We start from the raw sequence: 26,222 nt of genomic DNA, 5'->3' as shown, positions 1-26,222 counted from the left end.
TAATTCAATCCTTATTGTGCCGTTTTAGCACTATTTTTCAGCTATCGCAAATGAGAATCATTGGTTACAAGAGTTAATAATTTGTATGTTTTTCGCGGCTTATCTTCATGAGATTAAATGATATGGCGTTTGCATGTTCAATATATTTGATAAAACTCATGAGGTTTGTAGGGAGAAGGAAACAAATTAGAATGAAGGGTGGCTGTTTGTCAGTAAAGTTGGAAAATTAATAGGTTAATAAAACTGAGTTTCTAAACATTAATAATGTTAAAAATCACACAGCAAAGAAACTGTTTTTAACTATTTGTTATCAAATTGGATGAGTAACACATGTGAGAATCACTGATGTAATTGCAATAAATACTCATTTAGATTTGTAAAATGTGATGAATCTCACCTTCCCTCATCGAAAATCGAGGAGAGGGAAGGTGATTTGAGGATTCCCTTAGCGCTTCAGCTTTCCTAAGGCAGCGGCCAATGCATCACCCATGGCGCTGTTATTGCCGCTATCCTGTTTCTTATCATTGCGTGCGGGACGCGCATTGCCGTTGGCTGGACGCTGACGCTCTGTGGTGCGTTCTGCGCTACCACGACGTGACCCCCCTTCACCCGGTTGTTCGTCCAGACGCATGGTTAAAGCGATACGCTTGCGCTGCATGTCGACTTCCATGACTTTAACCTTCACGATATCGCCTGCTTTAACCACTTTATGTGGATCATCAACAAACTTATCGGCCAAGGACGAGATGTGAACCAAACCATCTTGGTGAACACCGATATCAACGAATGCACCAAAATTGGTCACGTTGGTTACGGAGCCTTCCAAAATCATCCCCGGCTGGAGATCGTTCATGGTTTCAACGCCGTCGGCAAAGGTTGCCGTTTTGAATTCAGGGCGAGGATCTCGGCCCGGCTTTTCCAGCTCTTTGATGATATCGGTCACGGTTGGCACACCGAAGCGCTCATCGGTAAATTCGCTGGCCTTCAGGTTACGCAGTTCGGTTGGGTTACCCATTAGCTCCTGCAGGCTCTGACGCGTTGCTGCCAGAATACGCTCCACAACGGGATAAGCTTCAGGATGAACGGTGGATGCATCAAGCGGGTTATCGCCGTGATTGATACGCAGGAAGCCGGCACATTGTTCAAACGCTTTAGGGCCTAAACGGCTAACTTTAAGCAGTTGTTCACGGTTGCTGAAGCGGCCATTCTCATCGCGCCAGCCAACGATATTTTGCGCCATTAAACGGGTTAGACCCGCAACTCGCGCTAGCAATGGCACTGAGGCTGTATTCAGGTCTACGCCGACGGCGTTTACGCAGTCTTCGACAACCGCATCCAATTTGCGAGCCAACTGAGTTTGGCTGACATCATGCTGATACTGACCAACACCGATTGATTTTGGATCGATTTTGACTAGCTCAGCCAAGGGATCTTGCAGACGACGGGCGATAGATACCGCTCCACGAATGGATACATCCAGATCGGGAAACTCTTGAGCCGCTAATTCTGACGCCGAGTAAACCGATGCGCCCGCTTCGCTGACGATGACTTTCTGTCCCTTAACTTCAGGGAACTGACGTTGTACGTCTAAATAGAAACGTTCAGTTTCGCGAGATGCGGTACCGTTGCCAATCGCAACCAGCTCAACGTTGTGTTTGATACACAGCGCTGCAACCACCGCAGCGGCTTTAGCGGCCTGCCCGGTGTGTGGATAAATGGTATCTGTGGCAACCAGTTTGCCAGTCCCATCCACCACGGCAACTTTAACGCCGGTACGCAGCCCAGGATCGAGTCCCATCGTTGCGCGCATCCCTGCAGGGGCTGCCATCAGCAGATCATGCATGTTACGGGCGAATACGTTGATAGCTTCGTCTTCTGCGCGTTCGCGCAGCGTGCCCATCAGCTCGGTTTCCAGATGCAATAACACCTTGATACGCCATGTCCAGTTCACTACGGCTTTGCGCCACGCATCAGCCGGTGCATTGTTCAGACGCAAACCTAAATGGTCGATGATGATTTGTTCACAGTAGCTTTCACGCGGTGCTTCATCAAACTGAGGATCGGCATTCAGTGAAAGTTGCAGTACGCCTTCGTTACGGCCACGGAACATGGCTAGCGCGCGATGAGAAGGAACGTTAGCAATAGGCTCGTGATGATTGAAATAGTCACGGAATTTCGCGCCTTCTTCCTCTTTTCCTTCCACGACTTTGGAAACGAGATGGGCGTTTTTCCATAGATAGTTACGCACTTTGGCCAACAGAGCGGCGTCTTCGGAGAAACGTTCCATCAAAATATAGCGAGCCCCATCCAGAGCGGCTTTGGTATCGGCAACGCCTTTGTCGGCATCGACGAAGTTTGCCGCCAGAGTATCAGGCTCTTGCTGTGGGTCTTGCCAAAGCGAATCGGCTAAAGGTTCCAGACCGGCTTCAATGGCGATCTGTCCACGAGTACGACGTTTAGGCTTATAGGGGAGGTATAAATCTTCTAGTTCAGTTTTGCTCATTGTGCCGTTAATGGCACCAGCAAGTTGTTCGGTGAGCTTACCTTGGTCGTCGATAGACTTCAGGATCGTGGCTCGGCGTTCTTCCAGTTCGCGCAGATAAACCAAACGAGTTTCTAACTGACGTAACTGGGTATCGTCTAGACCACCAGTGACTTCTTTACGGTAGCGAGCGATAAAAGGGACTGTGTTACCTTCGTCCAAGAGGCGAATTGCTGAGTCAACCTGCTCTGGCCGTGCTTGCAGTTCGCTAGCAATAATGCGGCTCAATGAATCATTCATAGAATCAGTATGTCCGTAAGTTTAAAAATCATGGGCAAGTATATACTTTTTGATGCACAAACATGCCAGTTCAGAGGGCCGCGAAGCGCTCAGATAATGCCGAATTATGCCTTCGGATACTCAATTTCATTTACGTACCACACCGCTTCACCGGCGGGAGTCATGACGGTTACGGCGTCGCCAACCTCTTTTTTGAGTAAGGCTCGCGCCATCGGTGAATCGATAGAGATATAGTCTTTTTGGCCGAAAATTTCATCATAGCCGACGATACGAAAGCGTTTGATGGTGCCCTCATCGTTTTCTACTTCAACCCATGCGCCGAAGAAGACTTTGCCATCTTGCTGTGGGGAATAGTCTACGATCCGCAACTGTTCAAGACATTTGGTCAGATAGCGAACTCGACGGTCAATTTCGCGCAGGCGCTTTTTGTTATATTGATAGTCCGCGTTTTCGCTACGGTCGCCTAGACTCGCCGCCCACGTCACTTTTTTCGTGACTTCCGGTCGTTCTTCTCGCCAGAGATAGTCCAGTTCCTGTTTGAGCTTTTCGTAGCCGCCGCGTGTAATCAGTTGCGTTTTCATTCTTTGCTGCCCTGTAAAACACATAAAATAAAAATCGGGAGACTCATTAATGCCCGCTTGTCACCTTCGTCTTCCTAGCTATCGCCATTCTGACTTCTACTCTGTAACTTGCAGGATTTTCCCCATGTGCGGGGGTGGAACGTTAACTTAGGATCCGCAAGAATACAATTCGAGCCTAGACGAGTCGTCTTACGATGCCGATTTGATCGCATTTCTGCTATAAAAAGTGCAATAACTGTCCGTAAGCATAAGATAAATAACCTTTGTAACAATTTAGGCTAGAATATAAACCATTATCTGCTGTCTCAATTGCCGCAGTTTCTGAACAATAGGTGTCTTTAAAAGATCCCTTTATTTTTATAACGGCTCAGCGTGTCGGGCATCCAGCCTTTGGCGCCTTTGGGAGAACACCATGCAAGAGAACTACAAAATATTAGTTGTTGATGATGACATGCGCCTGCGTGCGTTGTTAGAGCGCTATCTGACCGAACAAGGTTTTCAGGTACGCAGCGTCGCCAACGCCGAGCAAATGGATCGCTTGCTAACCCGTGAATCTTTCCACCTGATGGTGCTGGATTTAATGCTGCCAGGTGAAGATGGTCTCTCCATCTGCCGCCGTTTGCGCAGCCAAAGCAACCCGATGCCAATTATTATGGTGACGGCGAAAGGCGAAGAGGTCGATCGCATCGTTGGTTTGGAAATCGGTGCTGATGACTATATTCCTAAACCGTTTAACCCACGCGAACTGTTGGCTCGTATCCGCGCCGTATTACGTCGTCAGGCTAACGAATTACCGGGCGCACCTTCACAGGAAGATGCGGTTATCTCCTTTGGTAAGTTCAAACTGAATCTTGGCACGCGCGAAATGTTCCGTGAAGACGAACCTATGCCGTTAACCAGCGGTGAGTTTGCCGTGCTTAAAGCCTTAGTTAGCCATCCGCGTGAGCCACTGTCTCGCGATAAATTGATGAATCTGGCTCGTGGGCGTGAATACAGTGCGATGGAACGTTCCATCGATGTGCAGATTTCTCGCCTGCGCCGCATGGTTGAAGAAGACCCGGCTCATCCTCGTTACATCCAGACCGTTTGGGGTCTCGGCTACGTCTTTGTTCCGGACGGCAGTAAAGCATGAGGAGACTGCGCTTCTCTCCGCGTAGCTCGTTTGCCCGCACGTTATTGCTGATTGTCACCTTACTGTTTGTCAGTTTGGTGACAACGTATTTGGTGGTGTTGAATTTTGCGATTCTGCCAAGCCTACAGCAGTTCAATAAAGTGTTGGCCTACGAAGTCCGGATGTTGATGACGGACAAGCTGCAGTTGGAAGATGGCACACAGCTGGAGGTTCCTCCGGCTTTTCGTCGTGAGATTTACCGTGAGTTGGGCATTTCGCTCTACACCAATTCTGCGGCGGAGGAGAGTGGTTTGCGCTGGGCGCAACACTATCAGTTCCTCAGCCAGCAGATGGCTCAACAGCTGGGTGGCCCAACTGATGTGCGTGTTGAAATCAGTAAAAATACCCCCGTGGTGTGGCTGAAAACGTGGCTGTCGCCTGATATTTGGGTTCGAGTCCCGTTAACAGAAATCCATCAGGGCGATTTTTCTCCGCTATTTAGATATACGCTGGCCATTATGCTGTTGGCGATAGGCGGTGCATGGTTATTTATTCGTATCCAGAACCGACCCTTAGTTGAACTGGAACACGCCGCTATTCAGGTAGGGAAGGGGCATATACCGCCACCGCTACGAGAATATGGGGCGTCAGAGGTTCGCTCAGTAACGCGTGCATTTAACCAGATGGCAGCCGGAGTTAAGCAGCTCGCTGATGATCGAACGCTGCTTATGGCCGGTGTGAGTCATGACTTACGTACGCCGCTCACGCGTATCCGTTTAGCTACGGAGATGATGAGCAGCGAAGATGGTTATTTGGCCGAATCGATCAATAAAGATACTGAAGAGTGCAACGCCATCATTGAGCAGTTCATTGATTATCTGCGCACCGGACAAGAGATGCAGACTGAAGTTTGCGACCTAAACGGTATCTTAGCCGAAGTTGTCGCGGCTGAAAGTGGCTATGAGCGTGTGATTGATACTGATTTTGCCGAGGGTGAGCTGTTGGTGGATGCTCATCCCCTGTCGATCAAACGTGCTGTGGTGAACATGGTGGTTAACGCCACGCGTTACGGTAATGGTTGGATTAAGGTCAGCAGCGGCACTGAGGGCAAAAAAGCGTGGTTCCAAGTGGAGGACGACGGCCCTGGGATTGCGCCTGAACAGCTGGCACATTTATTCCAACCGTTTGTGCGTGGCGAAAGTGCTCGTACAACCAGCGGCACCGGATTGGGCTTGGCAATTTTGCAGCGAATTATTGATGGTCATTCCGGCAGTCTGGATATTGGTACCAGTGAACGCGGCGGGCTTCGTATTCGTGCTTTGTTGTTGACACCTGAGCTTACGCCAGCGCCCTCTCACAGCGTCAAAAATATCCATAAGAAGAAAGATAAAGAGCCTCATCACTGAATAGGGTCTTACTTGGATTCTTAAGTAAAAAAGGAGCCTTACGGCTCCTTTGGTTTTTTATCGTATTAAATCAAACCTTTGGTCCTACTTTCACCAGCGCCGCACCTGCAGGGGTGTCGGTGTATTTATCAAAGTTGGTGACAAAGCGTTGTGCCAGGTCTTCGGCTTTTTCCTGCCACTGTTCTTTGCTGGCGTAGGTGTCGCGTGGATCCAGAATATCTGGGTTCACACCTGGCAGCGCCGTTGGTACTGCCAGATTAAAGATTGGCAGTGTAAACGTTTCCGCATTATCGATTTCACCGCTCAGGATGGCATCAATAATCGCACGGGTGTCTTTGATAGAAATACGTTTACCCGTTCCATTCCAGCCGGTATTGACCAGATAGGCCTGAGCCCCGGCGGCCTGCATGCGCTTAACCAGAACTTCCGCATATTTAGTTGGGTGCAGCGACAGGAACGCTGCGCCAAAACATGCAGAGAAGGTTGGCGTTGGCTCAGTGACTCCACGCTCGGTGCCCGCTAACTTGGCGGTAAAGCCAGACAGGAAATGATACTGGGTTTGATCGGCGGTTAAACGAGAAACCGGTGGTAATACGCCAAAGGCGTCCGCGGTCAAGAAAATCACTTTCTTAGCATGACCGGCTTTCGACACTGGCTTAACAATGTTATGGATGTGGTAGATCGGGTAAGAAACACGGGTGTTTTCCGTTTTAGACCCGTCGTTAAAATCAACCGAACCATCTTCTAGTACCACTACGTTTTCCAATAATGCATCACGAGTTATCGCGTGATAGATATCGGGCTCAGCCTCTTCTGATAGTTTAATGGTTTTTGCATAGCAGCCACCTTCAAAGTTGAATACGCCGTCGTCATCCCAGCCATGTTCGTCATCACCGATAAGCTGGCGCTTCGGATCGGTAGAAAGCGTTGTTTTACCGGTACCGGAAAGACCGAAGAAAATAGCCACGTCGCCTTTTTCGCCAACGTTGGCAGAGCAGTGCATAGACGCGATGTTTTTCAGCGGTAGCAGGTAGTTCATGATCGAGAACATACCTTTCTTCATTTCCCCGCCGTACCAAGTACCACCAATCAGTTGGATACGCTCGGTCAAATTGAAGGCCACAAAGTTTTCAGAGTTCAGGCCTTGTTCTTTCCACTGTGGGTTAGTGCATTTAGCACCGTTCATCACGATGAAGTCGGGCTTAAAGTTGGCAAGTTCTTCGTCAGTTGGACGGATAAACATATTCTTAACAAAATGCGCCTGCCAAGCGACTTCGGTAATAAAGCGAACACTCAGACGAGTATCGCTGTTGGCGCCACAGAATGCGTCAACGATAAACAGGCGTTTACCTGAAAGCTCTTTGGTTACCAATGACTTCAAATGCTGCCAAACTTCAACGGAAAGCGGATGGTTGTCGTTTTTACCTTTTCCTTGATCTGACCACCAAACGGTATCGCGTGTGACGTCATCACGCACAATGTACTTATCTTTAGGGGAACGACCGGTAAAGATTCCGGTATCTACCGCGACTGCGCCTAGATTGGTCACAGTGCCACGCTCATAGCCTTTTAGATCTGGGGCAGTTTCTTCTTGGAAGAGCAGGTCATAACTTGGGTTGTAAATGATTTCAGCTGCGTCAGTGATTCCATATTCTGCTAAATCCTGTGGGGTTAAGCCTTTCTTATGCATGACACTACTCCTTTCCTTGTAAGATTAGATTTTTAGCTGCTTCTAGTGTCAGAGATTGAAGTTCGTTTAACCGAGAGAATCATCAAAAAAACCAATTTTCATCCGCCTTTCATTCAGTTATGAGATGAACAACACGGAATTTACCTCCAGATAATCTATATATGCTGAGCAGGATCAATGAAAAAGCCCGCATTCCCGTCATCTTCAAATCTATCGGGGATATTGCGGGCTTCGCCTTTTTTGGGGAGAAATCAGCGCTTAGTGAACGCAATCTTCATTATGGCTCTGTCCACCGGCAAACAGCGATTCAATATCAATTTTATCAAAAACATAATGATTACCGCAGTATTCACAATGCATATCGATGTTGCCATCTTCCTCTAGCATATGATTCAGTTCTTCAACCGGAACCGTCAACAGGGCGCTAGCGCTACGCTCACGCGAACAGGTGCAGCGGAAGGTTACATCTTGTGGTTCATACAGAGTCACTTCTTCCTGATGGTACAGACGATATAACACTTCGTTAGCGGGTAAGCCGAACAACTCTTCGGATTTCACCGTTGCGGTTAACTGCGCCAGATGCGACAAATCTTCCACGTTATTGGGTTGAGCGGGCATTATTTGCAGCAACATACCTGCCGCGCATGCGGTTCCATTATGCTCACCAGTGCGAATGAACAGTCGGGTTGGCAGCTGCTCGGATTGCATAAAGTAAGCCTCGAGGCATTCGGCCAGCGTTTCGCCTTCTAGGCCAACAACGCCTTGATAGCGTTCACCTTCGTTAGGGGTAATAGTAATCACCATCACACCGTTGCCTAGCATTTCGCGCATGCTGCTGCCTTCAGCGATATCACCCTGTAATCGTGCAACACCGCGCATTTCTTGCTGGTTGTTGCCGTTGATCACCGCCATTTTTAGAGGGCCATCACCTTGGATCTGAACGGTGATATCGCCATCAAATTTCAGCGTGGCAGTTAACAGGCTGGTGGCAACCAATAGCTCACCCAGCAGCGTTTGCACCGGTGCCGGATAGCTGTGGTTTTCGAGCATCTGCTGGAAAGTGTGGCTGGCCGTAACCAGTTCGCCGCGAACGGCCATATTTTCAAACAGATAGCGATGTAATTGGTCGTGATTAGACATGGTTTTCTCTCTTAGGGCTTTACCCTTACTGACTTGAAGCCGCTGTCGCCGCTCCAATTAATTAGGCTTGTTTGCCGTGTTTAATTTATTCGCTTGAAGCCTGATCGTTTTTAAACTTCAGCAACGTACGTCGTTCTTTCTTATCTGGTCGACGATCGGGATGCGGCATGGTCAGCGCATTCATTTTGCGTGCGAGTGCGACTTTTTCTCGATTTTCGATACTGGCCGCAGTCTCTTCATAGAGCTGTTGGGCATCTGCAGCACCGCGCCTTTGGGCGGTGAGCGCAGTCACTACGATCGTGCGATCGTCATTTCCTTGGCGTAGCTTGATTTCTGCGCCAATTTCCACAATTTTACTGGGTTTACCACGCTGTCCATTGTAGTGAACCTTCCCGCCATCAACCATTTCGCGTGCGATGGCGCGGGTTTTATAAAATCGCGCAGCCCAGAGCCATTTATCCAAACGAATGGCACTGTCATCCTGTTCGTTCTTACCTTTCATACGGGCTCCTACCTCTGTGGCGATAACCTAAGGCGCAGGGCTTTCAGCGTTGTGAATAGCGTTTATCGTAGCTGAAAGGCTGGCAGTAATGTGCGGTAGTCATTCATGGACGGATGGCGTGAGAATTGCTTTTCGGCCATGCTTGAGTCCGGGTTGCGCACGCCGAGGCAGTAGCGAATACCATAGCTTTGCGCAGCATCCAGAATGGGTTCGGCATCATCGACGAAAAGCGTTGTTGCAGGATTAAAACCGGTACGTTTTTGTATCGCCTGCCACAAGCGCTGATCTTCCTTCGGATAACCAAATGTGTGGGTGGAAAATAATAAATCAAGATGTTGGTCGAGTCCGGTGTGTTCTAACTTCACGGCGAGCCCATGTGGATGGGCATTGGTGAGCAAAATAGTTTTTCTTCCGCTCTCGCGTAGTGCCTCTAAAAATGGCTGAGTATCTTGGCGTAAGCGTGCTCGGGCTCCAACTTCGGTTGTCATCTGGTAGATGTCCAGATCAAGACGTTCGCTCCAATAATCAAAACAGTACCAGTTCAACGTGTGCTGAACGGCGTTGTATTCATTACGGATCAGCTTTTTGGCTTCGTCGAGTTCAATGCCGCGGCGTTCGCTGAGCGTTTGTGGCACGAGATTGAGCCAGAAGTAGCTGTCAAATTCGAGATCCAATAATGTCCCATCCATATCCAGCAGGACGGTTTCAATTTCCTGCCAATTAAAATCAGGCTGTTGGTTTGGGATGAGGGACATAAAAGGGCTCCTTGGGAGATAGACGAAAAAGCCAGCAAATGCTGGCTAATCAATTATATTTTTACTCTGATGGCTTGTCATGCCAGCCGATGAAATTAGCGTCGTGGGGGCGTATCAAACGGCATGATACTGTGGTTGATACATTGATCATAATAGCGCTGGATATCAGGGATGCGATTCATTGATTTTTGTATCCTGAACATAAACATCATGGCATTGACCACGATGATAAGCGCCACGGCAAGGAGCAGTATGCAGGTCAGGATATATCTCCACAGCGTGAGTCCATCAGGCTCACTGTGGAGCATGATATGTCGGGTACCGTTAGCATCTGTGCTGATTTCAGTGATGACACCGCTAGCTTTGAACGGCGTTGACAATAGCTGCTGTGATAATGATTCAAGCTCGCGCCACTGATCGATCGCAGTGTAATCATAGAGTGAGATTGCCGGTTGCGGATGATTGACCAGCTGTTTTCCTTCGTCGCTAATAATCAAGAAACCGCCCGGTGGCGTGGCGCTAAGTGACTGAGCTGCCTGATGTGTTTCTCGGTAATAGAACGATGAAACCGCACTATTCACTATGTTAGATAACAACTGAGCGCTGGCCGGACGTAGAAGAACATTCACACCGTCGAGTCCACCATTTTGGGCCTTCTTCAGCAGTGCGTTCCAAGAGCGGCTGTTGCCAAGATTGACCAATGAATTTTTTAGCCGAGTACATTCTGACTCCTGCGCACACAGATCTTCAGTACGCAAAACGATATCAGCAAAGTCATCTAACAAGATCATGCCTGATTTTTGAATGGCATTGGCAAGCCCTGGGTTGACCTTCTGCTCTTCGTTATTTGCGTTGAGTTGGCGATTAACGGTGCTCAGTAATGCTGCTGCATTATCAATAACATCTGAAGCTGGAGCCGCCATTGGCGTCGCATTACTCCAGTATATGGCGGAGCAATCGAAAGGCATAAATGGATAGCGAGTGCCTTCCTGATAAGAATCCGGAACATGACACATGCCAGTGCCCTGAATATTCAAGCTATCGCCTACATGCAGCGGTAGTGCCGCGAGAGACTTTACGTTATTGACATCTACGGTGTGATTACCATGTAGCCAAGCTGAACTGAGCTTAAATGGAATACTGAGTGGTTGGGTAGAGAGCAGCAGCGCTAGTGTCAGTAATGCACCGCTCATGAGGACAATATTGCGCCCCCAGCGTTGCAGTGGAAAATTTTTCACTTCGTCGTGCAGTGACAGAAAGCGTCCTTGCCTGACGACTTGGCGGTTAAGGTACATTTCGATATCGGTTTTTTGCCCGAGATCTTTTTGAATATAGTTCTGCCAATGTGCTGGATAGATAAGATCCAACGTCCCTAAAGAGACGTTGTTAATTTGCCCAATATTGGATTCTCCGAACAGTCCCCAGCGCTTGGGAATGCCTCGAATGCAGTGAACTTCTTTGAGATCGCGTTCGGAAGGGCGACTGTATAAACGCCAGATCCCCCACGCAATCAGTCCGGTCGCGGTGGTTAACAACCAAGGCATGACGGCGTTGGGACTGATGAGGCTGGTATAGAGCATGAGCAACGCGATCACGATAACGACGGATTCGCGGATGCCGCCTTGTTGGCTGAGTTGGTATTCTTGCAACGTCTCTTTACGCACGCCTTGCAGTTCAACTTTCTCACTCTCGGTTTGGCGGATGGATGCGCTGCTGGTGTTGTCTGGCGGCGGGAGGAAGTCCTCCTGAGTCGCATCCACTAAAGAGTGACCGTTGATGGAGATAACCAATGGAATACTATGGGTTTTAATGACTTCAAGCTGGTTATCGTCGGCGATGTACTGTTCCCAGAAAACTGGGAGGTGTACCTCGATATTATCGAGGTAGTAACGGCGCTTGTTGGGATCGTCGGTGGTCAACTCGTAGCGTGTTATCGCATGGGTAAGCGGATAGACGCGATCCCCCTGAGGCATCAGGCGATGTTGAGCTACGGGCAAGGATGCTTGAGAGGAACTTGAAGAGGATTCAAGCTTATTGATGTATTGCTCAATGGCTTGAAGTTCGTCTTTTTGCAGTTTACGTAGTTTAGTTTTAATAAATGGGAAAGATGTAGTTAGTAACGCAGATTTTTTCATCTTAAACCAATAAACACATCCGGCAATCAGCAGGCAGAGGCTCAGTAGAATTGATGCGATAACTGGTGCACTCATGCCGACCCCGTTTGGTAATCATCACCTTTCTACCTTGCCCAAAAAGGGCATTATACGGATGAATCATAAAGCGAATATAAATATATGTTATGAAGTGATTTTATTTACAGTTTTGCACTGGTGTGCCGCATATTCGTATAAAAAGGTTAGCAGTCAACACCTGCTGATTATATCGGCATTATCCGATTTTTCTCAGGTGTGGCAAGTAATAGAGAAGTATTGAGCGGAATTTTGTGAGTCAATGCGGGCAGAAACAAAGCTGCAAAATATCCTCAACAAATGTTGCGAATCCAACGTCATCTGCGCACAATGCAAGATGAGATGAATACTGTGATCTGTATCTATAAAGTAAGATATGGATTTCAAATATACCGCATGTCTGGCCCTATGCCAGTGCTTTTGGCCGTTGCCGAATCATACTTAATTGCGGAAAAACCATTAATTCGGGGCCATCATGGAAAAACTCCCACAAAAGCCAAAAATTCTCAGCGTGGAAACTATCGCACGCTCACGTTTGTTTAATGTGGAGTCTGTGGATTTAGAGTTTAGCAACGGCGTACGCCGAGTCTATGAGCGTATGCGTCCTTCTGAGCGTGAAGCCGTGATGATTGTTCCTATTTTGGGTGATGACCTGTTGCTGATTCGAGAATATGCCGTAGGCATTGAGAGCTATGAGCTCGGTTTCCCTAAAGGATTGATCGATCCTGGCGAAGATGTTTTTCAGGCGGCAAATCGAGAGCTAATGGAAGAGGCTGGGTTTGGCGCTGAGCATTTTACCTTTATGCATAAGTTAACCATGGCGCCTTCCTACTTCTCTAGCCGAATGAACATCGTGCTGGCGGAGGATCTGTTCCCTGAACGTTTGGAAGGTGATGAGCCGGAGCAGATGCCCGTGGTACGCTGGCCGATAGCCCGCATGATGGAACTGCTTGAAGACCCTGATTTTCGCGAGGCTCGTAACGTCAGCGCGCTATTTTTAGTGCGTGAACTGTTGGCTACGCGTACATCTAAAGCCGATTAGTCGATTGATATCGCATCAAAAAGAAAGGGGCCGATTGGCCCCTTTCTCGTTTTTGTCCTGACCTGCGATGAATGCCGGTTAGAACAACTCGTGACTTTCGCCGCCGCTGTCTGTCACCGTCGTGCCTGCTTCTTGCACCGAGTATTCCGTTGGCTGAGTACCATCGATGAAGTATTCAGACTTGCTGCCAGCGCCTCCGCTGGAAAGCTTACCTGTGTACTTGTCGATAGTGACACTGACAATACCCGGAGGCGGAGCCATTTTCTGCTCAGGAACGCCTTCCAGCGCCGCTTTCATAAAGTCATCCCATGCTGGCTGAGCGCTTTTGGCACCGCCTTCTCCGCCGGAGATTTGATCTTTAATCGCGCCAGACGCGGTGGTTCGACCCAAATCACGGCGATGATCATCGAAACCGATCCAGACACTGGTGACGATGTCAGGGCCGTAACCAGAGAACCACGCATCCTTCGAGCTGTTAGTGGTACCTGTTTTACCGCCGATATCGTGACGTTTCAGGTCGCGGCCAGCGCGCCAGCCGGTGCCCATCCAGCCACCACCAGGTTCACCCCATATATTGCTGTTTAGCGCATCGTGCATCAGGAACGCTAGCGGTGTGCTGATGATGTGTGGTGCATATTGCTGATCTGAGTCTTGGCTAGCTTGTGCCGCGGTTACCTGCTCCAGCTGTGGCATTGGAACTGTGGAGTTAGCGTTGCCACTTTGAGAAACAGCTACGTTTTCAACGTTGTCATCTGTCAGGGCAACGGATTTTGGTGTCTGTCCATAAATAACCGGCAAGTTACAGCTTTCACAAACGACTTTAGGTTTGGCCTCAAAAATGACCTTATCTTCACCGTCGAGGATTTTGGTGATGAAATAAGGGTCAATCAGATAACCGCCGTTGGCAAATGCGGCGTAGCCACGAACCAACTGCATTGGCGTAAACGAAGCCGAGCCTAATGCCAGTGATTCGGTATGCGCGATGTTTTGCGCAGGGAATCCGAAACGTTGCAGGTATTCTGCTGCATAGTCCACTCCCATCGCACGCATGGCACGTACCATCACCACGTTTTTAGACTCACCCAATCCCTGACGTAGGCGGATTGGACCGGCATAGGTCGGTGGTGAGTTTTTGGGGCGCCAATCGGTGCCAGCACCGGCATCCCAACGTGAAATTGGCAGGTCGTTCAGGATAGTCGCAAGCGTTAAACCTTTGTCCATCGCTGCGGTATACAGGAACGGTTTAATGTTCGAGCCAGCCTGACGCAGAGCCTGAGTAACGCGGTTAAATTTACTTTGGTTAAAGTCAAAACCACCAACCAGCGCTTTGACCGCACCGTCTTGTGGATTCAGCGAAACCAGCGCCGAGTTAACATCCGGAACCTGCGCTAGCCACCATTTCTGATCTTCATCTTGGCGAACCCAAATTTGCTGGCCTGCTTGAATCACATCGTTAACACGTCGCGGTGTCGGGCCTTGTATGCGGTCGGTCTTAAACGGACGAGCCCAACGGACTGTTGCCATTGGCAGTGTCACGTTGGTGCCATTTGCCAACATAACCGTTGCTTCGTCCGCATTGGATTCGGTGACGACGGCTGGCAACAGCGGCCCATAAGTTGGCAGCGTTTTCAGCGAATTAATAATTTGCTCGCGAGACCAAGTTGGTTGTCCCACCTTCCATAGCACGTTTGATGGACCACGGTAGCCGTGGCGCATGTCGTAAGCGATAACGTTGTTGCGCAGCGCGCTTTGTGCCGCTAACTGCAAGCGCTTGGTTACCGTGGTGTAAACCTTGTAACCATCGGTATACGCATTTTCACCGTACTGTTTCACCATCTCTTGGCGCACCATCTCAGAAAGATAAGGTGCAGAGAAGTCGATTTCAGGTCCGTGATAACGTGCTTCTAACGGCTCGTTACGCGCTTGGTCATATTCCGCACGGGTGATGTATTTTTCATCCAACATACGGCTCAGAACGACGTTACGACGAGCCAACGCGCGGTCATGAGAGTACAGCGGGTTAAACGTCGAGGGGGCTTTGGGTAAGCCGGCGATCATAGCAATTTCACTCAACGTTAGCTGATCGACAGTTTTGCCAAAATAGACCTGCGCAGCGGCACCAACGCCATAGGCGCGGTAACCCAAATAAATTTTATTGAGGTATAAATCTAGAATCTCATCTTTGGTCAGTAATTGTTCAATGCGGATCGCGAGGAAAGCCTCTTTGATTTTACGCATCAAAGTACGTTCTGGACTTAGGAAGAAGTTTCTAGCCAACTGTTGGGTAATGGTACTCGCGCCCTGCGAGGCATGACCGGTGAATAACGCCACGGAAGCGGCGCGGAAAATCCCCACCGGGTCGACACCATGGTGTTCAAAGAAGCGGCTGTCCTCAGTCGCAATAAAGGCATTGACCATCTGCGGCGGAACTTGCTTAAGCGGCAGAGGAACACGACGTTTTTCGCCGTATTGCGCGATGAGGTATCCATCGGCGCTATAAACTTGCATTGGAGTTTGCAGTCGGACGTCTTTTAGCGTCGCGACATCTGGTAGCTGTGGCTCAACGTATTTGTATAGGCCAAATACAGCGGCTGCTCCCAGCAAAATGCAACAGACTGCAAGAATGATTAAATACTTTACGAACTTCACCTAGAATTTCCCATCACTTGTCAATTGGGCAGTTTATAAACAAACGCGCAGTAGTATAAAGGCAAGCCTGCACGGAGGATACGTTCTTTTCTTTCATTGACGATTCGGAGATCGTTACATATGTTCGCACGGACTTGGCAGTTAGGGATAGACATTCAGCCTCGCACACTTTGTGCCGTGGCGATCACTTTTCACCGCAAAGGCTGGCAGCTCAAGCGTTGGTGGCAGTTTTCATCACCCATAAATGTGGTTGAAAGTGGGCGATTACGCCAGTCTGATTGGTTGAATCATCTGCTATCCGAGCTGCGAAGTCAGCTTCCCTCGAATACTTCGGTCCGAATCGGACTCTCCCCCGAAATTATTATGCAACAAAGCATTTCGATGCCGGATGCCGACGTCCCTCCCAGTCTGCAGCAAAACCTACTTGATTTGGCGGCGGAGAAGAGTTTGTTATTGCCGCGATCCGAGTTTGCATGTGATTACAGCCGTCAACCTTCCTCTCCTAAAGATTGGTTAATGACCGCAGTCCGCCAACAAGATATGCAGGATTGGATGACTCCGTTAGCAAATGCCGGTTTAGCGCCCAGTATTGCTGATATCACCCCCTGCGCGATGCGCCGTTCTGCCGCACTCAGTCGGCAATCGCCCACGGCACTTTTGCTGCATGTGGGAGAGTCTGTGCTGACTTGGGCTGCGCCGTTCTCTCAGTCGCTCGCTTTCGGCTACATTCCACGAGAGGTTGGAGAAGAGCATTCCAGCGTGGTCGAGCGCGTCACTTCACATGCTGCTCAATATGATGTGCCAGCTCATTCGATGCTGTGCTGTGGCGCAGTGCAATCTAGCGGCTGGTCTCCATTTAGCGCATTGACCTTCCTACAACCCCCACTACCGGCACAACCGGAAATGTTTGCTTTGGCTATCGGTTTGGCGCTATGCGCAGAGAGAACATCATGGAGCAGATAAACTTATGCCCGTGGTATGCGGCGTTGCGCACTAATCGGCTACGTAAGTGCGCGCAGTGCGCGATAGCAACTGCGATTTTATTAGCGCTAGTGGCCTGTTATGTCAGCTATTGCGCTTATCGACACATGCACTATTGGCGAATGGACATTGCGATTTACCAGCAACGAACTCAACGACTGCAGCAGCAGAAAACTCAGTTACTCATGTGGAGTTCTCAGGCAAAGACGCAACTTAGCCAGTATCAACGATATGAGAAGGGGCGTGAGTCAGGGTTACAACTCTTAGCCCTGTTGGTGGATATGCAGCGCTATGTACCCGCGCAAATATGGTTTACACGCCTGTCGTTGCAATCGGATCAGCTTGAACTTGAAGGCACGGCGTTAACCCCCGAGGCGATCGCCGTTTTTATTGAGCGTTTCAGCAAAGTTGACAGCGCTGCAGGTTTACATCTGCTGAAAATGGCTGACTCGGGGCAAGGCCAGCAGAGCTTTTTGTTGCAAGGGAAGACCGTGGGCTGGCAAAGCGACAATACACAGGGACGTTCACATGAAGATCAATAGTGGTGCTCTAGAGCCGCTTATCTGTTGGCTGTGCATGCTATCACCCCGGCGTTTTTATTTTGTTTTACTTGCCGCGTGTCTGATTTGTCTTATTGGTGGAAGGCTTGGTTTAACGGCGCTAGCTCAGTGGATGGAGTCGTCGACTTGGACAGCCAAAAATGGGGCGGAGATGCATCAAGAACGCATGGTCAAAGATGTTTTGAGCCAAAGAACGCTGCTACTAAAAATTTCTGTTGATACGTTGCTGTTAAAGCCATTAGCCACTCAGTGTAACGATTTGCCTGTCGGCGAGCGCTTTGCCCAGCAAATTAACTGGCAGAAGGACAAAAATACGCAGGAACCGAATAGTGGGCGATGGCAAATGAATGCCACGCTTAACTTCACTCAGCTGATGCAGTTAATCGATAGATTGGCACAGTGTGCTAGACCGATTATGCAGATAGAGCTTCACTCTGAGCCAGAAATGATTTCAGTCCAGCTACTGGTCGGTGAACTGTCATGAAGTGGAGCCACACAATTCGCCTCGGGGGACTTTCGTTGCTGCTGATATTGGAAATGGCGCCGGTATCCATCACACAGGCAGAGCGTGATCCATTTCACTCTTGGATACCAGAATCAATAAAAACAGAGTCAGATGCAGCCAGAGTTCTTGGGGTTATTGGGAATGGTCGCTGCTGGACTGTGTGGTTACTTTTGCCAAATGGCGAGAGCGTAATGTCTGTGCCTAAATTTTCCCCGCGAGTGAAAGACGAAAACGTTAAAGGCGAAGGTCATGCCGAATATTCAGCCATCAGGCGGCCGACTGTTTATCCGTTTGGTTGTGCTGTTGAGAGTATTGCAGATGGAGCAAGGGAATGAAGAGATTAAAATATGGATGCTGTTATGGCTGCCTGCTGTGGGCGTTGGCCTTTGCCTCATGGGCTACAAAAATACGAGATGATACGCCGATTACACTCGCCTTCTCTGATGCTCCATTAGTTAACGTATTACAGGCTCTGGCTGATAATCAACACCTTAATCTGATTGTTAGTGAGGATGTGAAAGGCAATACCTCGTTGAAACTGGTCGATGTGCCTTGGAAGCGGGCCATGCAGGCAATAGCGCGGCTACATGAACTCTCGATAGAGCAGACAGGCAATATTCTTTTTGTGCAGACAATGGCCGTGGTTGATAAACGACAGGAGCGGGTTCACAACAAGCAGTTGCAGGAAAATGCGCAGCGGCCAATTTCTCTGACCATCGCGTTACAGCAAGCGGATGTTGATGCAGTGGTAAAAAATCTGACGCAGCAAAAGGGCGGATTATTAAGCGCTCAGGGAACGGTCAGTGCAGATCCTAGGACGAATACGATTTTGGTGCGAGACCTTCCTGAGAACACCAGAGCGGTTCAGGCATGGATAGATGAGCTTGATCAACCGGTGTCTCAGGTGCAGCTCACTGCGCACATTGTGACGATTAATCGCGAAAGTCTGAATGAACTTGGTGTGCGCTGGGGGACAGCTGACTCCGATGAGACAACATCTTCAGATTCGGACTCCAGTAATTTTCGGCTGAACCAATTCAACATGGGACTGCCTGCCGAAGGGCGTTCATTTAATGCTGGATTTCAGATCGCTCGCATTGGTGGCCGTTTATTGGAACTGGAGCTTTCAGCGCTTGAGCAGGAGGATAATGTCGAGATTATTGCGAGCCCGCATTTGATGGCGACGAATTTGCAAACTGCCAGCATTAAGCAGGGGACTGAAATTCCTTATGAGGTTTCCAGCGGGGCCAGTGGCTCTACCTCGATAGAGTTTAAGGAAGCCGTGTTAGGGATGGAGGTTACACCTCGCGTAATGCGCAATGGAAAAATCACGCTAACGCTGCAGATTACGCAAAATATGCCTGGTAGGAGTATCAAGCAGGGCGATGGCGAGGCATTAGCTATCGACAAACAAGAAATAAAAACGCAGGTCACTTTGTCTGATGGGGATACCGTGATTTTAGGCGGAATCTTTCAACGACAGACGACGCATGGGAAAACACAAGTGCCTAAGTTAGGCGATATACCCCTACTTGGGGCACTTTTCCGCGACTCAACAGATGCGTCTAAACGCCGTGAGCTGGTGATTTTTATCACCCCTAAGCTGGTAAAAACTGAAACGCCCTCATCATTACTCAGGAAATAACCATTCGATACTTTTTTTACCCAAATGGTAAAATTTTTTATCACATGAATGGTTTCCGCGTTTGACGCTGCGCTTGATTTAGCTTACAAGGGTAGCGAATTAAGCACCGAGCTTTTCCGTACCCCGGCCAAAGCGTTATCGCCGTGATTTAACCTTTGGCGTGCGCTGTGATTTATTCGGTTGCCAAACTACCTAGAGTGTTGAGATAATTTTTCGTCTGATCTCACACTATCGCTCATGAGGTTTCAGTTTAGGTCCCGTCGCTAATTTGATTGGCGGGGCGGGTTATCATTAACGAATTGTCTTAGTAGTACCGAAAAACATGGCAGAGAAACGCAATATCTTTCTGGTTGGGCCTATGGGTGCCGGCAAAAGTACTATTGGTCGTCAGTTAGCTCAGCAACTGAATATGGAGTTCTTCGATTCCGATCAAGAAATTGAGCGACGCACCGGAGCTGATGTTAGCTGGGTATTCGACGTGGAAGGCGAAGAAGGATTCCGCGATCGTGAAGAAAAAGTCATCAATGAACTGACTGAGAAACAAGGCATTGTCCTGGCAACGGGTGGTGGTTCCGTGAAATCTCGCGAAACCCGTAACCGCTTGTCAGCTCGCGGCGTGGTTGTTTATCTTGAAACCACCATCGAGAAGCAGCTTGCTCGTACGCAGCGTGATAAAAAACGTCCGCTGTTGCAGGTAGATACACCGCGTGAAGTGCTGGAAGACTTGGCAAAAGAACGCAATCCTCTGTACGAAGAAATTGCTGACGTGACCATCCGTACGGATGATCAAAGTGCTAAAGTTGTTGCAAACCAGATTATCCATATGCTGGAAAGCAACTGATTATATTGAATTCTTAATCTGAAAAAGGTTCTGAGCACACCATGGAAAGGATTACCGTCACTCTTGGGGAGCGTAGCTACCCGATAACGATAGCCTCTGGTTTGTTTGAGGAGCCTGCTTCATTCCTGCCTCTAAAGGCGGGCGATCAGGCGATGTTAGTGACTAACGAAACGTTAGCGCCAATCTATCTTGATCGTGTTAGACATGCTCTTGAGCAGACCGGTGTTCGGGTGGATCAGGTGATCTTGCCGGACGGCGAACAATACAAAACGTTGTCTGTGATGGAGCAGGTTTTTACCGCATTACTGCAAAAGCCCCACGGGCGTGATACTACGCTTATCGCTCTAGGTGGTGGTGTTATTGGCGATTTAACGGGTTTTGCGGCGGCGTGCTATCAGCGCGGTGTTCGTTTTATTCAGGTGCCAACGACATTACTGTCTCAGGTTGACTCTTCTGTTGGCGGAAAAACAGCGGTCAATCATCCACTTGGAAAGAATATGATCGGGGCTTTTTATCAACCCGCATCTGTTGTTGTGGATATTGACTGTTTAAAAACGCTGCCAGCGCGCGAACTTGCCTCTGGTTTAGCCGAGGTCATTAAATACGGCATTATTCTGGATGGTGAATTCTTCGTTTGGTTAGAAGAACATCTGGATGCGCTGCTAAACCTTGAACCAACAGCAATGGCGTACTGCATTCGCCGTTGTTGTGAGCTTAAAGCGGAAGTGGTTGCTGCGGATGAAACAGAGCAGGGCGTGCGAGCATTGCTGAACTTAGGTCACACCTATGGTCATGCGATTGAAGCAGAAATGGGCTATGGTAAATGGTTGCATGGTGAGGCTGTTGCGGCTGGCATGATGATGGCTGCGCATACTGCTCGCCGTCTTGGTCAGTTTAATGAGGCTGATGTTGCTCGCGTCAGAACGTTGATTACGCGGGCGGGTCTGCCAGTTTCCGGGCCAAAAAGTATGACTCCAGAATCCTACCTACCACATATGATGCGTGATAAGAAGGTTCTGGCTGGTGAACTGCGTCTGGTGCTGCCAATCGCGATTGGTCAGTCAGAAGTGCGTGCAGGCGTAGCTCATGAGATTGTCCTAGCTGCAATTGCGGATTGCCGCGATTGATGTTGTCGAATCATTAAATATTGAGTTGACCGGTGAGAATAAAAGCGCCCCACCGGTTTTGCCTCTGACTGGAGGGTGGATATGGAAGAAGAAGAGTTTAAACCTGATGAAGATCTGAAGCCTGATGCTAGCGATCGTCGTCCAACTCGTACACGCAAGGCTCGCCCTGCGGCTCCAAAATTAGCGGTTTCTCGTCAGCATATGATGATGGGGATTGGTATTCTGGTGCTGCTGGTGTTAATCATTGGGATTGGCTCTGCGCTGAAATCACCGACGAAAAGTGAAACAGCTCAGCAGCCTAGCAATGGTGGAACCAGAGATATTAGCCTTTCGGGGTCATCTTCCCTATCCAACAACACGGCCAGCAATACCACTGATGAGCATGATGGCAGTGGTGTGAACAACTCAGGCATGATTGACCACTCTGCTGATAGCGGTAGCGCAACAGCTTCGCAACCGCAGGATGTTTCTGTTCCACCTATTTCTGGAACGCCAACTCAGGCTGCTCCCGTTCAGGGTCAACAAGGTCAGCAACGTATTGATCTTGCCGGTAACAACATGTCCGATGCGTTGACTCAGCAGCAAGGTCAGGTAGATTCGGCGGTTCAGGGCGTTGACGGTGGAGTTAACGCTTCAACGTTGCCAACGGCTCCAGCGACATTGGGTTCTGGCTCGGTGGTCTCTAAACCGTCATCGACTACCACTGGTGCCATACAGAATATTCGACCAGTACAGACTAAACCTGTAGCGACGTCTAAACCTCATTCAGGTAAAACAACGGCCGCTAAAACACCAACTAATGTTGCCAATGTTGCGAAACCAAGCGCAAATACTGCGAAGGTTCCGACAAAACCGGTGACAAATAGCGGTGCGGTAAGCTCTGCAGTAAGTGGTGCCAATACGTCGCTGAAAGGTGCTCCAGCTAGCCATTACACATTGCAGCTAAGCAGTGCATCACGTTCTGAGTCGTTAAATGCCTTTGCGAAAAAACAGAATTTGTCGCATTACTGGGTTTATGAAACGACGCGTAACGGTAAGCCATGGTATGTATTGGTAAGTGGTAGTTACTCAAGTCCTGCTGAAGCAAAACGGGCGGTATCTACATTGCCTGCTGAGGTTCAAGCGAAGAATCCTTGGGTACGTCCGATGGCTCAAGTACAAAAAGATCTCAAAAAATAAACAGTGGAATACTTTGCTTCAATGGGCAGCGGTATCGTTTGATGCCGCTGTTCTCAAGTTGCAGGGTATAAAATGCGCGCTGAAGTGCTGTCTCGAACAGTGTTTGATCCGCCGATTTGAATTGTAAAAGTAGCTTACTGACGGCATGAAGAAAAACCGCGCTTTTTTAAAATGGGCTGGTGGAAAGTATCCACTGGTAGACGAGATCCGTCGATATTTGCCTGCAGGAAAGCGGTTGATCGAGCCCTTTGTTGGGGCCGGCTCCGTATTTTTGAATACGGATTATGAAGAATACTTGTTAGCTGATATTAATGCTGACCTGATCAATCTGTATAACATCGTTAAGACCCAGCCTGATAATTTTGTTCGCGACGCCAAGGTGATGTTCAGTGGCGAATTTAATCAGTCTGAGATGTTTTATGCGTTACGCGCTGAGTTTAATCAGAGCGTTGACCCGTACCGGAGAGCGGTACTGTTCTTGTATTTGAACCGTCACTGTTATAACGGTTTATGCCGCTATAACTCACGCGGTGAATTTAATGTGCCATTTGGCCGTTACAAGAAGCCTTATTTTCCTGAAGCAGAACTGTACTGGTTTGCGCAGAAAGCCCAGAAAGCAACCTTTGTCTGTGAGCACTATACGCAGTCAATGGGGCAAGCCGTGGAAGGAACCGTTGTATATTGCGATCCTCCCTATGCGCCGTTGTCGGCAACCGCGAATTTTACGGCTTATCATACCAACAGTTTTAGCATGACAGACCAGATGAAGCTGGCCGAAGTGGCTTCAAACCTGTCGTCGCGGCAGAAGATTCCAGTTCTGATTTCGAATCATGACACCGAACTGACGCGTCAGTGGTATGCACAGGCGGATCTGTTTGTAGTGAGTGCGCGCCGTACAATCAGTAGTAAGGTAGGCGGACGCAACAAAGTAGACGAATTGTTGGCGCTGTATTCCTGAAATTTGCACAGTGTCTGAACCGAGCACATGGAGAAACGGATGAAACAGTATTTAATTGCCCCGTCGATTTTGTCAGCAGACTTTGCCAGATTAGGTGAGGATACTGCGAAAGTACTGGCGTCAGGCGCAGACGTTGTTCATTTTGACGTAATGGATAACCATTATGTCCCGAATTTAACCATTGGCCCGATGGTGTGTAAGGCTCTGCGCGATTATGGAATCACCGCGCCTATCGATGTCCATCTGATGGTAAAACCAGTTGATCGAATCATTCCTGATTTTGCCGAAGCCGGTGCTAGCATTATTTCTTTTCATCCAGAAGCCTCAGAGCACGTCGACCGTTCATTGCAGCTGATTAAATCTTTAGGTTGTAAAGCGGGTCTGGTATTCAATCCGGCGACATCACTCAGTTATCTTGAATACGTGATGGATAAAGTTGATGTGATTTTATTGATGTCGGTTAACCCTGGCTTTGGTGGACAATCATTTATTCCTGCAACGTTAGATAAGCTACGTCAGGTACGTAAGCTGATTGACGCTAGCGGCCGTGATATTCGCTTAGAAGTGGATGGCGGTGTGAAAGTCGATAATATCGGTGCCATTGCTGCGGCAGGTGCAGATATGTTTGTCGCAGGCTCTGCTATTTTCGGTCACCCAGACTATGAACAAATTATCACTCAGATGCGCGGCGAAATCGCTAAAGCCACCGCTCAGAGTGAATAATATGAATAACTTCGTGTCGGCTGGTTGTTCTCCTCACCAGTTTGAGAAGATACAGGCGGTAGCCTTCGATCTGGATGGCACGCTTGTCGATAGCGCCTCTGGTCTATCGGCAGCCATGGATAAGGCGATGAAAGAACTGGGTTTACCTGTTCCTGGTTTGGCTCGTGTTAAAAATTGGATCGGCAATGGTGCCGATATGTTGGTTAATCGGGCGCTAGTGTGGGCCGATAAAGAGCCGACGGATGCATTGTGCCAACGAGCTCGAGCCGCGTTCGATTTCTACTATGCCAGCACGGTTGAAACGGGCAGTCAGCTATATCCTCAGGTCAAAGAAACGCTTGCCGCTTTATCCCATAAAGGCTATCCGCTTGCGGTTATCACGAATAAACCCACTCCTTTTGTTCGCCCGTTGTTGGCCTCTCTCGGCATCGATGGCTATTTCAGCCACATTGTCGGCGGCGATGATGTGGTGAAGAAAAAGCCACATCCAGCACCGTTGTATCTGGTTTTAGCCCAAACGGGTGTATTGGCGAGTGAGTTGTTATTCGTGGGCGATTCCCGTAATGACATTCAGGCTGCACATGCGGCCGGATGTCCTTCAGTTGGGATGACCTATGGGTATAACTACGGCGAACCGATTGAGCGTAGCGAGCCAAGCTGTGTGCTGAACCAATTTTCTGAGTTGTTGCCCCTGATCGGGCTACCCCCTTTAAGCTAAGACGTATAGGAACCGAGACATGAGTAAGCCCATCGTTTTCAGTGGCGCACAGCCATCTGGTGAACTGACCATTGGTAACTACATGGGAGCTTTGCGCCAATGGGTGCAGATGCAAGATGAGTATGACTGCATTTATTGCATCGTTGACCAGCATGCGATTACCGTGCGTCAGGATGCGCAGCAACTGCGTAAAGCAACGCTAGATACGCTAGCGCTCTATCTGGCCTGCGGTATTGATCCAGAAAAAAGCACTATCTTTGTCCAGTCTCATGTTCCTGAACATGCTCAGCTTGGCTGGGTGCTTAACTGCTACACCTATTTTGGTGAGCTCAGCCGTATGACGCAGTTTAAAGACAAATCTGCGCGCTATGCTGAAAACATCAACGCAGGTCTCTTTGATTACCCTGTACTCATGGCGGCTGATATCTTGCTGTATCAGACGACTCAGGTACCGGTTGGGGAAGATCAGAAGCAGCATTTAGAATTGAGCCGTGATGTTGCAGCCCGCTTTAACGCATTGTATGGCGATATCTTTAAGGTTCCAGAGCCGTTTATACCTAAGTCTGGCGCTCGTGTGATGTCTTTGCTGGAACCAACCAAAAAGATGTCCAAATCTGACGATAACCGTAACAACGTGATCGGCTTGCTGGAAGATCCGAAATCAGTCATCAAGAAGATCAAACGTGCGGTGACAGATTCTGATGAGCCTGCGGTTGTCCGCTATGACGTGGTGAATAAGGCTGGCGTTTCAAACTTGCTAGATATCTTGTCGGGTGTGACCGGCAAAAGCATTCCAGAACTTGAGCTAGAGTTCGAAGGGAAAATGTATGGTCATCTGAAAGGTGCGGTTGCTGATGCTGTTTCTGGCATGCTAACTGAATTGCAGGAGCGCTATAACCGTTTCCGTAATGATGAAGCTTTCTTACAGCAGGTGATGCGTGACGGTGCTCAGAAAGCGCGTGCTCGTGCGCAGGAAACCGTGAAAAAAGTTTACGATGCTATAGGATTCGTTGCACAGCCGTAAGCTTCAAAGCACATGATAATCAGAACCCGCCTCTTGGTGGGTTTTTTTATGCTTCGCGATTATGATGTGAATATAATCTGAAACAAGTTACTTTAATAATAAAAATAGGATGTT

The 26,222-nt window shown here is 48.8% G+C and carries 23 protein-coding genes; 15 read left to right on the top strand and 8 right to left on the bottom strand.

Features of this window, described 5'->3' with window-relative positions:
* Positions 1-445 precede the first annotated feature (445 nt).
* Together K9N75_RS20415 and greB are read right to left on the bottom strand one after the other, a co-directional pair.
* Positions 446-2,782 carry a Tex family protein gene (locus K9N75_RS20415; RefSeq protein WP_039189272.1) on the bottom strand — a complete coding sequence of 779 codons (2,337 nt, stop codon included), beginning with the start codon at positions 2,780-2,782 and terminating at the stop codon, positions 446-448.
* A 104-nt stretch (positions 2,783-2,886) separates the two neighbouring features.
* The gene (greB, locus tag K9N75_RS20410; protein WP_008815514.1) at positions 2,887-3,363 is read right to left on the bottom strand and encodes a transcription elongation factor GreB; all 477 of its coding nucleotides are present in this window, start codon (positions 3,361-3,363) and stop codon (positions 2,887-2,889) included.
* A 412-nt stretch (positions 3,364-3,775) separates the two neighbouring features.
* On the opposite strand from greB, the gene ompR reads away from it, so the two are divergent.
* Together ompR and envZ are read left to right on the top strand one after the other, a co-directional pair.
* Positions 3,776-4,495, top strand: coding sequence for an osmolarity response regulator transcription factor OmpR (ompR, locus tag K9N75_RS20405; RefSeq protein WP_004091002.1), 720 nt, complete (start codon positions 3,776-3,778; stop codon positions 4,493-4,495).
* Positions 4,492-5,880 carry a two-component system sensor histidine kinase EnvZ gene (envZ, locus tag K9N75_RS20400; protein WP_130975171.1) on the top strand — a complete coding sequence of 463 codons (1,389 nt, stop codon included), beginning with the start codon at positions 4,492-4,494 and terminating at the stop codon, positions 5,878-5,880. The genes ompR and envZ overlap by 4 nt, the downstream gene beginning before the upstream one ends.
* Positions 5,881-5,950: 70 nt before the next feature.
* Here the strand turns inward: envZ and pckA are convergent, their stop codons facing one another.
* The 5 genes from pckA to K9N75_RS20375 all read right to left on the bottom strand — a co-directional run bounded on the left by pckA (position 5,951) and on the right by K9N75_RS20375 (position 12,177).
* The gene (pckA, locus tag K9N75_RS20395; RefSeq protein WP_004090998.1) at positions 5,951-7,570 is read right to left on the bottom strand and encodes a phosphoenolpyruvate carboxykinase (ATP); all 1,620 of its coding nucleotides are present in this window, start codon (positions 7,568-7,570) and stop codon (positions 5,951-5,953) included.
* Positions 7,571-7,828: 258 nt separating this feature from the next.
* Positions 7,829-8,710: an Hsp33 family molecular chaperone HslO gene (gene hslO, locus K9N75_RS20390; RefSeq protein WP_008815512.1), complete on the bottom strand. Its 882-nt coding sequence runs from the start codon at positions 8,708-8,710 to the stop codon at positions 7,829-7,831.
* Positions 8,711-8,795: 85 nt separating this feature from the next.
* Positions 8,796-9,212 (bottom strand): ribosome-associated heat shock protein Hsp15, encoded by a 417-nt coding sequence (gene hslR / locus K9N75_RS20385; RefSeq protein WP_008815511.1) that lies wholly within the window; start codon positions 9,210-9,212, stop codon positions 8,796-8,798.
* A gap of 62 nt (positions 9,213-9,274) precedes the next feature.
* Positions 9,275-9,967 (bottom strand): GMP/IMP nucleotidase, encoded by a 693-nt coding sequence (gene yrfG / locus K9N75_RS20380; RefSeq protein WP_008815510.1) that lies wholly within the window; start codon positions 9,965-9,967, stop codon positions 9,275-9,277.
* Between the two features lie 95 nt (positions 9,968-10,062).
* Positions 10,063-12,177, bottom strand: coding sequence for an IgaA/UmoB family intracellular growth attenuator (locus K9N75_RS20375; protein WP_008815509.1), 2,115 nt, complete (start codon positions 12,175-12,177; stop codon positions 10,063-10,065).
* Positions 12,178-12,631: 454 nt separating this feature from the next.
* Here K9N75_RS20375 and nudE point away from each other — a divergent pair, with 454 nt between their 5' ends.
* The gene (gene nudE / locus K9N75_RS20370; protein WP_130954896.1) at positions 12,632-13,198 is read left to right on the top strand and encodes an ADP compounds hydrolase NudE; all 567 of its coding nucleotides are present in this window, start codon (positions 12,632-12,634) and stop codon (positions 13,196-13,198) included.
* Between the two features lie 78 nt (positions 13,199-13,276).
* On the opposite strand, the gene mrcA is transcribed toward nudE, so the two are convergent.
* Positions 13,277-15,847 carry a peptidoglycan glycosyltransferase/peptidoglycan DD-transpeptidase MrcA gene (gene mrcA / locus K9N75_RS20365; protein ID WP_008815507.1) on the bottom strand — a complete coding sequence of 857 codons (2,571 nt, stop codon included), beginning with the start codon at positions 15,845-15,847 and terminating at the stop codon, positions 13,277-13,279.
* Between the two features lie 120 nt (positions 15,848-15,967).
* Between mrcA and pilM the strand changes: the two genes are divergently transcribed.
* The 12 genes from pilM (at position 15,968) to trpS (ending at position 26,108) form a co-directional block, all read left to right on the top strand.
* Positions 15,968-16,810: a pilus assembly protein PilM gene (pilM, locus tag K9N75_RS20360; protein ID WP_130974261.1), complete on the top strand. Its 843-nt coding sequence runs from the start codon at positions 15,968-15,970 to the stop codon at positions 16,808-16,810.
* Positions 16,798-17,370, top strand: coding sequence for a PilN domain-containing protein (locus K9N75_RS20355; protein WP_224452053.1), 573 nt, complete (start codon positions 16,798-16,800; stop codon positions 17,368-17,370). Before pilM ends, K9N75_RS20355 begins: the two co-directional genes overlap by 13 nt.
* Positions 17,357-17,872: a hypothetical protein gene (locus tag K9N75_RS20350; RefSeq protein WP_224452052.1), complete on the top strand. Its 516-nt coding sequence runs from the start codon at positions 17,357-17,359 to the stop codon at positions 17,870-17,872. Before K9N75_RS20355 ends, K9N75_RS20350 begins: the two co-directional genes overlap by 14 nt.
* A complete protein-coding gene (locus tag K9N75_RS20345; RefSeq protein WP_020303558.1) occupies positions 17,869-18,228 on the top strand; it encodes a hypothetical protein in 360 nt (119 codons plus the stop codon). The genes K9N75_RS20350 and K9N75_RS20345 overlap by 4 nt, the downstream gene beginning before the upstream one ends.
* Positions 18,225-19,538, top strand: coding sequence for a DNA uptake porin HofQ (gene hofQ / locus K9N75_RS20340; RefSeq protein ID WP_114445673.1), 1,314 nt, complete (start codon positions 18,225-18,227; stop codon positions 19,536-19,538). Before K9N75_RS20345 ends, hofQ begins: the two co-directional genes overlap by 4 nt.
* 322 nt (positions 19,539-19,860) lie before the next feature.
* Positions 19,861-20,379 (top strand): shikimate kinase AroK, encoded by a 519-nt coding sequence (aroK, locus tag K9N75_RS20335; protein WP_004090980.1) that lies wholly within the window; start codon positions 19,861-19,863, stop codon positions 20,377-20,379.
* 41 nt (positions 20,380-20,420) lie between these two features.
* A complete protein-coding gene (aroB, locus tag K9N75_RS20330; RefSeq protein ID WP_224452051.1) occupies positions 20,421-21,506 on the top strand; it encodes a 3-dehydroquinate synthase in 1,086 nt (361 codons plus the stop codon).
* 81 nt (positions 21,507-21,587) lie between these two features.
* The gene (locus tag K9N75_RS20325; protein WP_224452050.1) at positions 21,588-22,685 is read left to right on the top strand and encodes an SPOR domain-containing protein; all 1,098 of its coding nucleotides are present in this window, start codon (positions 21,588-21,590) and stop codon (positions 22,683-22,685) included.
* A 145-nt stretch (positions 22,686-22,830) separates the two neighbouring features.
* Positions 22,831-23,643, top strand: coding sequence for an adenine-specific DNA-methyltransferase (dam, locus tag K9N75_RS20320; protein WP_004090976.1), 813 nt, complete (start codon positions 22,831-22,833; stop codon positions 23,641-23,643).
* Positions 23,644-23,682: 39 nt separating this feature from the next.
* A complete protein-coding gene (gene rpe / locus K9N75_RS20315) occupies positions 23,683-24,366 on the top strand; it encodes a ribulose-phosphate 3-epimerase (protein ID WP_008815500.1) in 684 nt (227 codons plus the stop codon).
* Between the two features lies 1 nt (position 24,367).
* Positions 24,368-25,084 carry a phosphoglycolate phosphatase gene (locus K9N75_RS20310; protein ID WP_224452049.1) on the top strand — a complete coding sequence of 239 codons (717 nt, stop codon included), beginning with the start codon at positions 24,368-24,370 and terminating at the stop codon, positions 25,082-25,084.
* Positions 25,085-25,103: 19 nt separating this feature from the next.
* Positions 25,104-26,108: a tryptophan--tRNA ligase gene (trpS, locus tag K9N75_RS20305; protein ID WP_008815498.1), complete on the top strand. Its 1,005-nt coding sequence runs from the start codon at positions 25,104-25,106 to the stop codon at positions 26,106-26,108.
* Positions 26,109-26,222: the final 114 nt, after the last annotated feature.

This window comes from Hafnia paralvei, from assembly GCF_020150375.1.
Taxonomy (GTDB): Bacteria; Pseudomonadota; Gammaproteobacteria; order Enterobacterales; family Enterobacteriaceae; genus Hafnia; species Hafnia paralvei.
The sequence above is the reverse complement of the archived record's forward strand: the minus strand, read 5'-3'. Positions and strand labels throughout refer to the sequence as shown.

What these genes read in the sequence shown, in the direction of transcription:
- hofQ (WP_114445673.1), top strand. Translation starts at nt 18,225, where the DNA reads ATGAAGAGATTAAAATATGGATGCTGTTATGGCTGCCTGCTGTGGGCG.
- pckA (WP_004090998.1), bottom strand. Translation starts at nt 7,570, where the DNA reads ATGCATAAGAAAGGCTTAACCCCACAGGATTTAGCAGAATATGGAATC.
- aroK (WP_004090980.1), top strand. Translation starts at nt 19,861, where the DNA reads ATGGCAGAGAAACGCAATATCTTTCTGGTTGGGCCTATGGGTGCCGGC.
- K9N75_RS20325 (WP_224452050.1), top strand. Translation starts at nt 21,588, where the DNA reads ATGGAAGAAGAAGAGTTTAAACCTGATGAAGATCTGAAGCCTGATGCT.
- dam (WP_004090976.1), top strand. Translation starts at nt 22,831, where the DNA reads ATGAAGAAAAACCGCGCTTTTTTAAAATGGGCTGGTGGAAAGTATCCA.
- K9N75_RS20345 (WP_020303558.1), top strand. Translation starts at nt 17,869, where the DNA reads ATGAAGTGGAGCCACACAATTCGCCTCGGGGGACTTTCGTTGCTGCTG.
- envZ (WP_130975171.1), top strand. Translation starts at nt 4,492, where the DNA reads ATGAGGAGACTGCGCTTCTCTCCGCGTAGCTCGTTTGCCCGCACGTTA.
- aroB (WP_224452051.1), top strand. Translation starts at nt 20,421, where the DNA reads ATGGAAAGGATTACCGTCACTCTTGGGGAGCGTAGCTACCCGATAACG.
- rpe (WP_008815500.1), top strand. Translation starts at nt 23,683, where the DNA reads ATGAAACAGTATTTAATTGCCCCGTCGATTTTGTCAGCAGACTTTGCC.
- trpS (WP_008815498.1), top strand. Translation starts at nt 25,104, where the DNA reads ATGAGTAAGCCCATCGTTTTCAGTGGCGCACAGCCATCTGGTGAACTG.
- ompR (WP_004091002.1), top strand. Translation starts at nt 3,776, where the DNA reads ATGCAAGAGAACTACAAAATATTAGTTGTTGATGATGACATGCGCCTG.
- yrfG (WP_008815510.1), bottom strand. Translation starts at nt 9,967, where the DNA reads ATGTCCCTCATCCCAAACCAACAGCCTGATTTTAATTGGCAGGAAATT.
- K9N75_RS20355 (WP_224452053.1), top strand. Translation starts at nt 16,798, where the DNA reads ATGGAGCAGATAAACTTATGCCCGTGGTATGCGGCGTTGCGCACTAAT.
- hslR (WP_008815511.1), bottom strand. Translation starts at nt 9,212, where the DNA reads ATGAAAGGTAAGAACGAACAGGATGACAGTGCCATTCGTTTGGATAAA.
- K9N75_RS20310 (WP_224452049.1), top strand. Translation starts at nt 24,368, where the DNA reads ATGAATAACTTCGTGTCGGCTGGTTGTTCTCCTCACCAGTTTGAGAAG.
- K9N75_RS20375 (WP_008815509.1), bottom strand. Translation starts at nt 12,177, where the DNA reads ATGAGTGCACCAGTTATCGCATCAATTCTACTGAGCCTCTGCCTGCTG.
- K9N75_RS20350 (WP_224452052.1), top strand. Translation starts at nt 17,357, where the DNA reads ATGAAGATCAATAGTGGTGCTCTAGAGCCGCTTATCTGTTGGCTGTGC.
- pilM (WP_130974261.1), top strand. Translation starts at nt 15,968, where the DNA reads ATGTTCGCACGGACTTGGCAGTTAGGGATAGACATTCAGCCTCGCACA.
- K9N75_RS20415 (WP_039189272.1), bottom strand. Translation starts at nt 2,782, where the DNA reads ATGAATGATTCATTGAGCCGCATTATTGCTAGCGAACTGCAAGCACGG.
- nudE (WP_130954896.1), top strand. Translation starts at nt 12,632, where the DNA reads ATGGAAAAACTCCCACAAAAGCCAAAAATTCTCAGCGTGGAAACTATC.
- hslO (WP_008815512.1), bottom strand. Translation starts at nt 8,710, where the DNA reads ATGTCTAATCACGACCAATTACATCGCTATCTGTTTGAAAATATGGCC.
- greB (WP_008815514.1), bottom strand. Translation starts at nt 3,363, where the DNA reads ATGAAAACGCAACTGATTACACGCGGCGGCTACGAAAAGCTCAAACAG.